Here is a 12327-nt window from a genome sequence, read left to right as displayed (position 1 = left end):
GTGGTTAATTAAATAAGGGGGAATGAAATATGAAAAAGGCTACGGTAGTAGGGGCATCTGGAGGAATGGGTTACGCCCTCGTCCAGGAATTAGTGAACAGGGAAATCCAGGTTGTAGCGTTTGCCAGGGGAGAAGAGAAGTTAACTCAGTTGTATGCTGATAAAGAACTTGTCTCTATCAAGACTGGTGATGCTGAAAATATAGATCAGCTTATTCACGCATCGAAGGATAGTGATATCATTTTTCATGCAATGAATCTTCCATATGAAAATTGGAAACAAAAATTAGAGGTTATTACGAAAAATATCATCGTTGCCGCAGAAGAGAATAATGCCAAACTGGCTGTTGTAGATATTATTTATGCTTACGGAAGGAGCGGAGGATCACTGCTTACTGAGGAAGTGAATAAAAAACCTCATACGCGTAAAGGTAAATTGCGCTTGGAGATGGATCGGTTATTGAAGGAGTCTTCCGTACCAACACTTATTTGCCATTTCCCGGACTTTTATGGACCCAATGCCACTAATACCTATATACACTTTACACTTGAACAGCTATTGAAGAAGAATAAAGCGGGATTTGTAGGTCCGGGGAATATTATCCGGGAATTCATTTATACAAAAGATGGAGCAAGAATGATGGTAGATCTGTCGTTACATGAAGAAACATACGATCAAAATTGGAATATACCCGGATGCCCCCCGTTAACCGGAATAGATATCGATCAGCTTCTGAGAGAGGTTCTCGGAGAGGAAAAAGGACTTTACTTCATCTCGAAACCTATGTTTGCTTTATACTCACTTTTCGCTGGTAAAGGAATGCGTGAAGCAGTGGAGATGCAGTATATCAATTCAGAACCCACCATTCTATCAGGTAGTAAATTGGAGACGTTCCTGGGAAATGTAAGTGCGACTCCTTTTGAGCAGGGAATAGCGGAGACGATAGCATTCATGAAAGCTTAAAGGAATTGTACGTCTCCCATCTATTCAATGTGTAAAAAGAATCGTAAAGTGAGAGGTGGCAGCTTGGAGGGACGGACCTTTAAAATTAGGTCCGTCCCTCTTCTCGTAAAAGTGTTATAATGAGTGTCTGAAAAAATATAGGTAAGGGCGTAGATGAAAATGAAGTACATATGGAAGCAATATATGAAAGTACCGTTTGTTTTGAAGATGTCAGCAGGGTTCCTTTTAGGGATCATCGTGGGTCTGATCTTCAAATCGGATGCTGAGATCCTAAAGCCATTTGGAACGGTGCTCATTCACCTTTTGAGCTTGATTGCGATTCCGGTGATCTTTCTGACCGTGGTCCTGGCAGTGAACAAGATGAGCGTGACCCAACTTGGACGGATGGGATGGAAGCTGATTCTTTATTATGCAGCCACCACGGCGGCAGCAGTCTTCATCGGTCTTGGTTTAGCGTTCTTGTTCAATCCCGGAACGAACTTAGAATTGCCGAATGAACAGGTGGAAGAGCCGAAAGCACCACAGTTTGCGGATGTTCTGCTGCAGATCATCCCTGATAATCTGTTCAAGGCTTTCGCTGGTGGTGATACACTTGCCATCATGTTCCTGGCCATTATAATGGGGATATCCATTTCGTTGATGAAGTTCTCTTCAGATCAAACCATGAAGGAATATGGGAACTTGTTGGATAACGTTTTTGCTGCATTAAACGAAATGTTCTATATTCTTCTACGAGGGGTTCTGACTTACGCTCCCATCGGGGTATTTGCGATCAGTGCAGCGACTTTCGGCCAGCAGGGATGGGAAACGATGCAATCTCTTCTTAAGTTTGTAGGTGTATTTTATCTTGGCATCCTTCTCCTCTGGATCGCTGTATATTCAAGCTTCCTGAAGTTTGCAGGTAAGCCTGTCTTACGCTTTTTCAAACAAACGAAAGAAGCATACAGTACAGCCTTTTTCACGTCCAGCAGTATTGCCTCTCTGCCTGTAGCCATTCAGTCTGCCAAGAATGCCGGAATTTCTGAGAAAACAGCGAATTTCGCCCTCCCATTAGGTGCCATCTTTAATTCAGATGGAGGAGCCTTAAGAATGGGTGTATCGATCGTATTCGCAGCAAACGTGACGAATCTGCAGCTGTCAGTTACAGACCTCCTGATGATTGTTCTGGTTGGAACCCTTCTTTCCATTGGAACGTCCGGAGTCCCGGCCGCAGGATTGGTCACATTATCAGCCGTCTTAACCATGTTCGGGTTACCTCTCAAAATCGTCGCCCTTATAGCAGGGGTCGATGCCATCATTGGAATGGGTGGAACTGCTTCTAACGTTACCGGTGACATCGTCGGTGCTGCCGTTGTCGATCAGTCTGAAGAAAAAAATGAGTAAGCAGAAAGAGGGACGGACCTTCAAACGAAGGTCCGTCCCTTTCACATGGGTGACTCAAACAAAGCCACCAGTTCTTTTATGATGGAGATGGAATTCACGTGTTCAGGATGAACGGCGTAAAAGGGGCGGTGGATGACGTATGGTTCAATTGGGACAAGTTTTCCTTGCAGCACTTCATCTTTGACCATGGAGCTCGAAAGAAAGGCGATTCCGAGTCCCCTTACCGCCAATTGTTTAATCAAGAAATGACTGCTCGCTTCAAGGACTTCAACCGGGACGATTCGCTCAGACCTTAAGAAATCTTCAGCATACTCCCTCGTTCCAGAGCCCAGTTCCCTAAGAATGAAAGGTGAAGAGTGAAGATTCATCCTGCTGCTCGCGAAGAAGCGAAGCTCATCCCGGCTGATCACCTCTACATGAAATGGCTCCAATCCTTTCATTCCTTCAACAAGGGCCAGGTCGAGCTCTTTAGCATTCAAAGCCTCTACAATGGTTTCATGATTATGGATCATCAATTGTAAACGGACTTGAGGGTAAAGGACCTTTATTTTTTTAACAAAGTCCGGTAGCAGAACGTCACTGACTGTGTGAGTGGATCCAATCCGTAATTGGACTTCCTCTTTCTTTTGATTGATTTGTTCCATCGTCCTCCACAAGTCCATCATCTGCTTTCCTTGCTCAAACACCCGCTCTCCTGCTGGTGTCAATTCAAAAAGCTGATTCGTGGAGGAACGATGGATGAGTGGTACGCCCAGGGTTTGCTCCAATTTTTTGAGGTGGACGCTGACGGTAGGTTGAGACAAATTCAGATATTCGCTTGTCTTGGTGAAATGCTGAAGTTGTGCAAGGGTGACAAACGTTTGAATCCAATCCAGCTGCATAGGGTACCTCCATTAAGAAACGTAATCGACTGTATTATCATTATTCATTTCTATTATAGCTCATTGAGAGGTATAATGTTATACGAAGGAAGTGACGTACGACATGGAATGGATTTTATTTATGATAGGCGGTGCCGTCATAGGCATCATATCAGGTTTTTTTGGCATTGGAGGCGGAATAGTTCTGACTCCTACCTTACTGATCCTTGGATATGAGCCCAGTCAGGCCATCATCTTATCCTTGATGCTAACATTAGGCTCGACGGTGACGGGAACTCTTTCCCACCTTCGACTAAAGAATGTAAATAAGAAATTAGCAGTGATCCTTGGTGTTTCCGGGGTGATCGGCTCGGTTATCACCGTGCCATTTGTAAAGTGGCTTGACGCCATCAATGGGGCATCCACATTTATTTCTATCGTGTATATTGCTATATTAAGCTGGTTTTCTTACCAGTTCTTAAGCAAACGACAACAGGACACGAAACCTAAAGGAGCATCTGCAGGACCCGTCATCGGCCTATTCACCGGTGTGATCTCATCACTAATGGGAGTGAGCGGGGGATTTGTCATGACCCCTTTACTGACAAAGTGGCTCAAACTAGATCTCAACAAAGCGATTGGAACCAGTATTTCCGCAGCTTCGATCATTGTTTTGTCGGGAATCACCTCATATATGTATACAGGGGAGTCACTTGATTATCGCCATGGGATCCTGCTTATTATCGGAGCATTGATTGGTACACCCATCGGCTCAATCCAACTGAAACGATTCTCAGGCGTTATCGTCAAACGAATGCTTGCCATCCTCTACATGGTGGTGGCTGTCAGTGTCATTTTCAAAATGCTTTCCATTGCTTCGGTTTCCCTGGGACTGATTCTGGGAGCGGTCCTTGTATTCTTTGGAATGCTGCTATATTCACTGCAGCAATCAAAAGGGACGGCAAATTACTGAAGAATCAATTAGAGAGGCTAGAAGCCTCTCATTTTTTATGTAAAAAAATGAACAGAAATCCTTTAATCCTAAGGCTCTTTTCGCAAAGATTGTTGCTTTTTACATATGTTGTGCCTAGGCTCTGTCAATCAGTGTGTGCAGGGATGGTGAGGGGAATTGCTTCGCTTTCCGCGGACGAGCGGCCGAGCCTCCTCAGCTTCGCTTCCGGGGTCTCGGCACGCCCGTTTTTCCGCAGGAGTCTACGCAATTCCCTTCACCATCTTTAAAAGAGTTTTCGTGACAGAGCAATAGTGTCAAAAAACAATCTAACTTTCTTTCTCAAAACGAAATCAACTAGCACTTTCTTCTCTAAGATAGCAACAAACTTTAAGAAAAGAGCTAATCCTAAAGAGGAAAAAGAGAACAGGAATAGAATCTATTATTAGTGTGGGAAACAAACCATATCATTTGATGATTTAACAGAAAAATTCCCGCTATTATGGTTGGATATTACCCTACAACGGGTATTTTTAGACAAAGTGTCTAATGATTAGCAAGGCATTATACAATACAATGATCTTAAGGATAAAAATTTGTTAACAAAGGATGATTCTATGACTATCAATCGCGAAAGGTTAAATCGTCATCTACAAGAGTTAGCAGAAATCGGGAAGATCGGTGAAACAGGAGTGTGTCGTTTAGCTCATTCTAAAGAGGACCGGATGGGAGTGGAAATGGTAAAGGACTGGATGGAGGATGCGGGTTTGACGACCAAGATTGATGGATTTGGTAATCTGATCGGCCGAATGGAAGGGCTTGATCAAAAGAAACCTATCCTTGTCCTCGGTTCTCACATTGATTCGCAGCCTTATGGGGGAAGATTTGATGGAACGGCAGGGGCATTGGGTGCTATTGAAGTCGTCCACACCATGAGTGAAAACGGGATCGTCCCTGATCGGAGCATTGAAGTCATTTGCTTTTCTGATGAAGAGGGAAGCCGCTTTAATAAAGGAATCTTTGGTGTCCGGGCGCTGGCCGGGATGTTGGAGGAAGGGGAGCTTGAGCGTAAGGACAAGAATGGGATGACAAGACGGGAGGCGTTGAGGGAGTTTGGAGTCGATACGGATTTGACGCAAAGCCCAGTGTATAAAAAAGGGGATATAGCGGCCTTCCTTGAGCTCCATATAGAACAAGGACCCGTCCTTGAGGGTAAAGGGAAGCCGGTCGGGATTGTCTCCGGTATTTCAGGGCCGATTTGGTTGACGGTTACACTTGAAGGTTTTGCCGGACATGCCGGTTCCGTTCCGATGAAGATGAGACAGGATGCTCTTGTCGGAGCTTCAGAAATCATTCGGAAATTCGATGAGCTCATTAAAGATGAAGGGACCGATACAACAGTCGGAACCGTTGGAAGTATGCAGGTATTTCCGAATTCCAGAAATATCATTGCCGAGAAAGTGGAATTCACAATCGATCTTCGTGATATCGATCTTGAAGCACGTACTGAACTAGAACAAAAGCTCTATCAAATCATTGAAGAAACAGCTGCACATTACGACCTTACATTCAAGGTTAATGAAGATACACGAAGTGAACCGAGGTACTGTGCCGACTGGATAAAAGAAATCATGAGAGAAGAAGATGAAAAGCTCGGATTTCATTCACCGACCTTGATGAGCGGACCGTTCCATGATGCATTGATCATGTCCTACATCAGTGATTACGGAATGATCTTTGTCCGCTGCGAAAAAGGAATCAGTCATAATCCATTAGAATTTGCGGAAATGGAGGATATTGAAAAAGGGGTTGAACTGCTTTATGCGACGGCTTTAAGGATATGCAAGGTGGAGGACAAACACTTTGTTTCTGAAAAAGGGGAGCATTCTACATTGAATGACCAATAAGATTCAAAAAGAAGCTATCTCACATCAATAAAGGAGATAGCTTTTTTATATAGGAAAATCAGTTTTTTTATCGAATAATAGTTAAGAGATGTAAAAAGGGAGTGAATGGGTCAATGTACGATGATCAAAAAATCACAACATTTTTCATGTTTAACGGTAAGGCTCAAGAAGCAATGACTTTTTACACATCCATTTTTGAAAACTCCGAGATCATAAATATGATGCACCATGAAGACGGTACTGTTTTGCATGCCACTTTTATGTTAAAGGGGCAAACCTATATGGCCATAGACAATGCTAACCGGATTGAGCATCCTTTTTCACCCGCGATGTCTTTATTTGTCTCCTGTGATTCTGAAGAAGAAATCGACAGGTTGTACGATAAATTGTCAATCAATGGATCCATTCTGATGGCATTGGAGGAATCGCCCTTCAGTGAAAAGTTTGCATGGGTGGTGGACCGGTTTGGCGTCTCTTGGCAGTTAAATCTTTCTAAGAGCAATGAATAATCCTTTTAGCAACGGACAACCGTTTGCGCAAGGAACATAGGCACATATCTTTATAAAACGGAGGCAATTTATATGAAAACTGAAAAACAAAAAATGCTCGACGGTGAACTTTATGAACCATGGGATCCACAATTAATGGAAGAGAGAAAACAAGCCCGTTATTTAACTCGGAAGCTGAATCTTACAACTGAAGAAGAAGGCGAAGAGAGAGTTGCAGCCATTAAAAAGCTCTTCGGTTCTACAGGGGAAACCGTTTATTTAGAGCCGAACTTTAGATGTGACTACGGCTATAATATTCATGTAGGAAATAACTTCTTTGCTAATTTTGACTGCGTGATCCTTGATGTATGCGAAGTGAGATTCGGTGAAAACTGCATGCTGGCTCCGGGAGTACATATTTACACAGCAACTCACCCCGTTAATCCCTTTGAGCGTAACAAGGGCCCTGAATTTGGAAAACCTGTGCTCATTGGAAACAATTGCTGGATCGGAGGAGGGGCTATTATTAACCCTGGCGTGACGATTGGGGAGAACGTAGTGGTAGCATCTGGTGCTGTCGTTACAAAGGACATACCTTCAAATGTAGTGGTAGGCGGAAATCCTGCAAGGATCATCAGGGAAATTGACTTGGATGAAAGGAGTTAGTCGATCCGATGATAACAGAAATTTATTTTGTAAGACACGCTCACTCTGTATTCTCGTTAGACGAAGAAGAAACGAGAGGCTTGTCTGAAAAAGGATGGAAAGATGCAAAAAAAGTCACCGAAATATTGCTTGGAGAAAACATTGATTACATAGTGTCAAGCCCCTATACACGAGCTATTCAAACAGTCGAAGGTCTTGCCCGGAGATTAACAAAGAAAATCATTTTGGATGAAGACTTCAGGGAAAGGGATCTGGCTTCAAGGAGCCATCATTTCGATGACCCCTTTGGTGCTATGGAGTATGTATTTGAGAATCCCTACTTTCATTATCCAGGGGGAGAATCAAATAAGTCCGTGCAAAGAAGAGGGATTGAGGCTCTTAAAGAAATCATTTTAGCCCATAAAGGTAAAAAAATCGCAATTGGAATTCATGGGCATATCATGACCTGTACGATGAATTATTTTAGCGACCAATACAATTTAGAGTTTTGGAAAAGCACTTCAAAACCCGATATCTACAAACTTCAAATCGATGAAAACTTTAATCTCCTACATTGTAAAAGGCTTTGGAACGAGAAAACTGAAACCGGTGCTTTAGAGAAGTCGTAGCCAAAAAAAGTTGTCCATTTTTCATGAAATCGAGTTGCTTGTCCTCACCAACCAGACACTTCCAACATAATGTGTTCTATGGAGGTGATGCATTGGCAAGAAAAATACTCAACTATCTTTTCATCAGTCCGACTGTAACTCATGCCAATTTTGAATGGGGATCTCCATCCCTTTCAAATCAATACGTTGCACAGTTTGGGGTAGCTTTAAGGCCCAATATTTTGGGAAGCAAACAATGGTTATAAGATCAACAGTCCATACTGAAAAAATTTGAAGCGATCACAGTATGGATCTCCGCCGGTCGAAGAATGAAGACAATGATGATGAATAAAGTGAATAAGAACGAGTTTTTACAACTACAATAGAGATAAAGAAAAAATAAACCCTATAAGAAAGTTCCCTCCATAAAGATAGAATCACGAGTACAAGAATGTTCCCATGCTGACATGCCGGGAACATTTTTGTATGACTAGGTAAGGATAACCACTTTATGTGGAAACGTATATGGAAAGCATGTTTGGCTTATCTTGATACTCATAATAAGGTAAATACATACGGGTAAAATCAAATCGTAGTTCATAAAACCATACCTCCACGCAAATACTAAACGTATGTTCGGGAGGTGAAAGCAATGGATGAAAAGAATTTTGAGCAAATTTATGAAGATTATAAACAGCAGGGAAAAGCTCAAGTGAAAATAGAGATGGGTGAAGACCTTTCTTCCGGGGCAGAACAAATTGTTGCTGTTCGACGGAACAGGGACAATGACCTTATCGCTTTTAAGACCGAAAGCGGAAGGGAACTGGATTATATCACTGCACTTGAGGAAGCCAAATTAGGAAAAATCGCCCATGTCGATGTGATTCATCGTTATGGCAGGGATGTACTGCGAAGCGAACCGGACGGTTTGAAAGAGAATAATCTTAGTGAACTTCCTTCTTTCTAAGGAAAAAACGAGCATAACCTGATCAAGGTTCATGCTCGTATTTAATAGGAAGGATCCATCACGGCCTATAACAGTCGTCATCAATCAATGAATCACGTCACAAAATATTGTTTCATAATCTGATCATGATTCGTATCCGATTTCACCTTTACATTTACATTACCGGAACCAATCAACAGGAACTAAAAAATGCCATTACAAGGAGAGTAATGGCATTTTTTTATTTACCTTGCAGGTTCAAGAAGTACAATACTTTCTATGGTGGTCGCCAATAGGCTGATGTCAGTAAATTTTTCCACTTTCATTGTATCCAAATACGTAATATGAAAGCATTCCGTGTCCAAATGGTAAGTGACGGTCATGACTGGTGAGTGCTCATGATCTGAAATCGTATGAACAATCTCACTTTCCTTGAATTCCTTAAGAGTCTTGAGCATGGTTACGATATTTTCTAGTGACATATAACATGTCTCCCTTCTACTAGCACGAGGGATTGACTAAATACAGTCTCGTAGACCCAATGAATCTTAAGTATAACATAGATGCGTAATAATAGAAACATGCGTTCTGAAAATAATTGGAAATAAGCTTTATGGCACACGAAATGAATGTATACCCCCCTCAATAGATTCATATGATGAAAGAACAAGAGAGGCAGGTGTAAAATGGAAAATCGAATAAGCAGAGATGCCCCTTCAGAATTGAAATATCCTGATGATATGCTGACTATTATCCGAAAAGGGTTAAAGCCTTCTAAATCAAAAAAAATCGTGATTATCGGTGCCGGAATGAGTGGCTTGGTTGCAGCCTCAATACTAAAAAAGGCAGGGCATGACGTTACGATTCTCGAAGGAAACAAACGAATCGGTGGGAGGGTATATACTGTTCGAAAACCGTTTACCTCCGGAAATTATTTGGATGCTGGCGCTATGAGGATCCCAGACAACCATCAATTGGTATTTGAATATATCAAAAGATTCAATCTTCCATTTCAGCCATTTCAGAATTCTACACCAAGAGACCTTATTTTAGTAAATAACAGATTAGTGACGAGAAAACAGTACGAAGAAAATCCGGATATCCTTCAATATCCACTTCCAGAAGAGGAAAAGGGAAAAACCGCTTCTGAACTCTTTCTTGAAGCGACCAAGCCCTTTATAGATTTGTATAATAACAGTGAACATGAAGAACAATTAGACCTGATTAAAAAATATTCCAGTTATTCAATGGGGCAATTTCTGTACAATAATCCTTTTGGACAATCATTATCTTTCAATGCGGTTAGGAAAATCAATGTCATCCTGGGTATAGAAGGGTTCCCTGAATTTTCATTTGTGGACATTCTAAAAGACATTATTTTTCCGATTTTCAGAAAAGAGACGAAGTTCTATGAAATAACAGGAGGTAATGATCGTTTAGCTTATTCTTTTATGAGAGAACTGAAGTCCTCTATTTTATTAAATCAAAAAGTCACGAGAATTAATCAATCCCACTCGGGTGTCACTGTCGAAACGGTAAATCCCATGAACGGAACACATGGGGAATGGGGTGCTGACTTCGTGATTGTCACAATCCCTTTTACCGTATTTCAATTTATTGACGTTGTACCCTATCACTCTATTTCATTTAAAAAGTGGCAGGCGATCCGTGAAGTGACCAATGTCCCATCGGTAAAAGTCGGAATCGAGTTCAGGACTCGTTTCTGGGAAGAATTGAATTATGGAAATATTGTTTCTGATCTCCCAACACGGTTTACCTATATGCCGAGTCATGATATTGGAAGTGATAAACCCGGAGTCATGCTTGCTAGTTACAGTTGGGGACAGAACGCCCTATTGTGGAATAGTAAATCGAAAGAGGAGATCATTTCCGAGGTTCTGAAGGATCTATCCAGGGTATATGGTAATCGGGTCTACACGGAGCTCATCAACTACTTTGTCTATAATTGGAGCAAGAATCCTTTCTCGGCAGGATGCTTCACTCTTTATACGCCCGGACAGGCAGCTGATATTGGAGATTACATTCGAAAACCTGAAGGTAGGATTCACTTTGCAGGTGAACACACGTCCTCTTTTCATGGCTGGATAGAAGGGGCGGTTGAGTCAGGTATCAGGGCTGCATATGAAGTGAACGGGAGATGAAGCTGAAAACGCATTTGTACATGCGTTTTTTTCTATTTTGCCTTGATTGAAATCGGATGCCATAGATCCTTTTAGTGTATATGAGAACGTAAATGATATTCCCGTTAGAAAGGGGCGGAACAAAAATTTCCGAAACTCACGTAGGAATTCAGACCGAATCCCGGAAAAAACCTTCTACTCTATCCACCCTCTGCATAAAGTTAACTATTAAATACTTTATATAGGGGTACTGATGATGTCGTATAAGTCTCGAAATAATAATAGCCTAGTCCCACTAGTATTCGTTTCTATGAAAGCCGTCATCCGGATAATGTTGATAGGGATCATCCTCATGTATGCAGCGGTTTGGCTGATTTCAACGACTGCCATCAAATTGAGGGTGGATAGCTTATTTTATACTTCCGTTTCTGAGATCGTACCAAAGGAAACCTTTCTCATGCTTCTCTCTCAGGAAATGACCGGACTGCGCATCGCGAATGAAGACGAATTGAACAATGACTTTGATTGGTTGGAAAGCGTGACGGAAGTATCACTTCTCGATCCAAGAAGTCTGTTTGGACGTGAAATCCCAGGTATTGAAAATTATCATACTCATATTGCAGTAGCGGGGAAGGGGACGGACATCACTAACCTTCCCAACGAATCCCCTGCACCTACGGAAGATCAGCTGAAGGATCAGGAAATCGATCAGAATCAAATTGATCAAGCAAACAACAGCCCAGGGAATGGGGTGCAGGAGATAGCTGAAAAGTCCGTGTTCATCTATCATTCACACAGTTGGGAAGCCTTTAGCCCTTTGATTAAAAACAACGATTCGAAAGACCCTGCAAGTACCAATGAGAAGGTCAACGTGATCGCTGTGGGGTCAAAGCTAAAGCAAGAGCTTGAATCACGTGGGATTGGCGCTATTCAGGATAAGACAGATGTTAACAAAGCGTTAAAAGACAAATCCTGGACCTATTTTGAATCATATAAACTGACCAGGGGACTGGTTCAGGAAGCTATAGCACAAGATAATGATTTAACCTATCTGATTGATATCCATCGGGATTCCCAACCAAGGAACATTACAACCAAAACGATTAATGGTAAAAATTATGCCCGGTTATTTTTTATCGTAGGTAAAGAAAACAAAAACTTTGAAAAAAACTTGAAAATCGCGAAAGAATTAAATGCTAAGTTAGAGGAGAAGTATCCGGGCATCAGCCGTGGAGTGTTCGTGAAGACGAGGGCGGAAGGAAACGGTGTCTACAATCAGGATTTGACAGAAAGGGCCATGCTCCTCGAATTTGGCGGAGTGGAAAATAACCTAGTGGAATTATACAATTCTACAGAGGCATTTGCAGATATCTTCGCTGAATACTACAAGAAGGATGCTGTGGAAGTGAATGCTCAATAGATCTTCAACTAAAGTGAC

13 protein-coding genes are annotated in these 12327 nt (G+C 41.9%); 11 read left to right on the top strand and 2 right to left on the bottom strand.

Going from position 1 to position 12327, the window contains the following annotated elements; all coding sequences use genetic code 11:
* The first annotated feature begins 29 nt into the window (after positions 1–29).
* On the top strand, positions 30–962 hold the full coding sequence (locus CN378_RS12245) for an NAD(P)H-binding protein (protein WP_098352281.1): 933 nt from the start codon (positions 30–32) through the stop codon (positions 960–962).
* A gap of 159 nt (positions 963–1121) precedes the next feature.
* Positions 1122–2345 carry a dicarboxylate/amino acid:cation symporter gene (locus CN378_RS12240; protein ID WP_098352356.1) on the top strand — a complete coding sequence of 408 codons (1224 nt, stop codon included), beginning with the start codon at positions 1122–1124 and terminating at the stop codon, positions 2343–2345.
* A 41-nt stretch (positions 2346–2386) separates the two neighbouring features.
* Here the strand turns inward: CN378_RS12240 and CN378_RS12235 are convergent, their stop codons facing one another.
* The gene (locus CN378_RS12235; RefSeq protein ID WP_098352279.1) at positions 2387–3226 is read right to left on the bottom strand and encodes a LysR family transcriptional regulator; all 840 of its coding nucleotides are present in this window, start codon (positions 3224–3226) and stop codon (positions 2387–2389) included.
* A 103-nt stretch (positions 3227–3329) separates the two neighbouring features.
* Between CN378_RS12235 and CN378_RS12230 the strand changes: the two genes are divergently transcribed.
* From CN378_RS12230 to CN378_RS12205, 7 genes are all read left to right on the top strand, one after another.
* Positions 3330–4178, top strand: a complete 849-nt coding sequence (locus tag CN378_RS12230) for a sulfite exporter TauE/SafE family protein (protein WP_098352278.1) — start codon at positions 3330–3332, stop codon at positions 4176–4178.
* 593 nt (positions 4179–4771) lie between these two features.
* Positions 4772–6061: a Zn-dependent hydrolase gene (locus CN378_RS12225; RefSeq protein WP_098352276.1), complete on the top strand. Its 1290-nt coding sequence runs from the start codon at positions 4772–4774 to the stop codon at positions 6059–6061.
* 113 nt (positions 6062–6174) lie between these two features.
* Complete coding sequence (locus tag CN378_RS12220; RefSeq protein ID WP_098352274.1) at positions 6175–6570, top strand: VOC family protein; 396 nt, start codon at positions 6175–6177, stop codon at positions 6568–6570.
* 72 nt (positions 6571–6642) lie between these two features.
* Positions 6643–7215 (top strand): sugar O-acetyltransferase, encoded by a 573-nt coding sequence (locus tag CN378_RS12215; RefSeq protein WP_142323600.1) that lies wholly within the window; start codon positions 6643–6645, stop codon positions 7213–7215.
* An 8-nt stretch (positions 7216–7223) separates the two neighbouring features.
* A complete protein-coding gene (locus CN378_RS12210) occupies positions 7224–7823 on the top strand; it encodes a histidine phosphatase family protein (protein WP_098352270.1) in 600 nt (199 codons plus the stop codon).
* Between the two features lie 92 nt (positions 7824–7915).
* The gene (locus CN378_RS22620; protein ID WP_179884898.1) at positions 7916–8068 is read left to right on the top strand and encodes a hypothetical protein; all 153 of its coding nucleotides are present in this window, start codon (positions 7916–7918) and stop codon (positions 8066–8068) included.
* A 386-nt stretch (positions 8069–8454) separates the two neighbouring features.
* Positions 8455–8769, top strand: coding sequence for a DUF3892 domain-containing protein (locus CN378_RS12205; protein ID WP_098352269.1), 315 nt, complete (start codon positions 8455–8457; stop codon positions 8767–8769).
* A gap of 224 nt (positions 8770–8993) precedes the next feature.
* Here CN378_RS12205 and CN378_RS12200 read toward each other — a convergent pair whose 3' ends face one another.
* Positions 8994–9230, bottom strand: coding sequence for a hypothetical protein (locus tag CN378_RS12200; protein WP_098352267.1), 237 nt, complete (start codon positions 9228–9230; stop codon positions 8994–8996).
* Between the two features lie 204 nt (positions 9231–9434).
* On the opposite strand from CN378_RS12200, the gene CN378_RS12195 reads away from it, so the two are divergent.
* Together CN378_RS12195 and spoIIP are read left to right on the top strand one after the other, a co-directional pair.
* Positions 9435–10910, top strand: a complete 1476-nt coding sequence (locus CN378_RS12195; protein WP_098352265.1) for a flavin monoamine oxidase family protein — start codon at positions 9435–9437, stop codon at positions 10908–10910.
* A gap of 235 nt (positions 10911–11145) precedes the next feature.
* Positions 11146–12309 (top strand): stage II sporulation protein P, encoded by a 1164-nt coding sequence (spoIIP, locus tag CN378_RS12190; RefSeq protein ID WP_179884897.1) that lies wholly within the window; start codon positions 11146–11148, stop codon positions 12307–12309.
* Positions 12310–12327 lie beyond the last annotated feature (18 nt).

Source organism: Bacillus sp. AFS015802, assembly GCF_002561455.1.
Taxonomy (GTDB): Bacteria; Bacillota; Bacilli; order Bacillales; family Bacillaceae_B; genus Rossellomorea.
The sequence above is the reverse complement of the archived record's forward strand: the minus strand, read 5'-3'. Positions and strand labels throughout refer to the sequence as shown.

Coding starts and splice junctions, on each gene's coding strand:
- CN378_RS12245 (WP_098352281.1), top strand. CDS start 30: ATGAAAAAGGCTACGGTAGTAGGGGCATCTGGAGGAATGGGTTACGCC.
- CN378_RS12240 (WP_098352356.1), top strand. CDS start 1,122: ATGAAGTACATATGGAAGCAATATATGAAAGTACCGTTTGTTTTGAAG.
- CN378_RS12235 (WP_098352279.1), bottom strand. CDS start 3,226: ATGCAGCTGGATTGGATTCAAACGTTTGTCACCCTTGCACAACTTCAG.
- CN378_RS12230 (WP_098352278.1), top strand. CDS start 3,330: ATGGAATGGATTTTATTTATGATAGGCGGTGCCGTCATAGGCATCATA.
- CN378_RS12225 (WP_098352276.1), top strand. CDS start 4,772: ATGACTATCAATCGCGAAAGGTTAAATCGTCATCTACAAGAGTTAGCA.
- CN378_RS12220 (WP_098352274.1), top strand. CDS start 6,175: ATGTACGATGATCAAAAAATCACAACATTTTTCATGTTTAACGGTAAG.
- CN378_RS12215 (WP_142323600.1), top strand. CDS start 6,643: ATGAAAACTGAAAAACAAAAAATGCTCGACGGTGAACTTTATGAACCA.
- CN378_RS12210 (WP_098352270.1), top strand. CDS start 7,224: ATGATAACAGAAATTTATTTTGTAAGACACGCTCACTCTGTATTCTCG.
- CN378_RS12205 (WP_098352269.1), top strand. CDS start 8,455: ATGGATGAAAAGAATTTTGAGCAAATTTATGAAGATTATAAACAGCAG.
- CN378_RS12200 (WP_098352267.1), bottom strand. CDS start 9,230: ATGTCACTAGAAAATATCGTAACCATGCTCAAGACTCTTAAGGAATTC.
- CN378_RS12195 (WP_098352265.1), top strand. CDS start 9,435: ATGGAAAATCGAATAAGCAGAGATGCCCCTTCAGAATTGAAATATCCT.
- spoIIP (WP_179884897.1), top strand. CDS start 11,146: ATGTCGTATAAGTCTCGAAATAATAATAGCCTAGTCCCACTAGTATTC.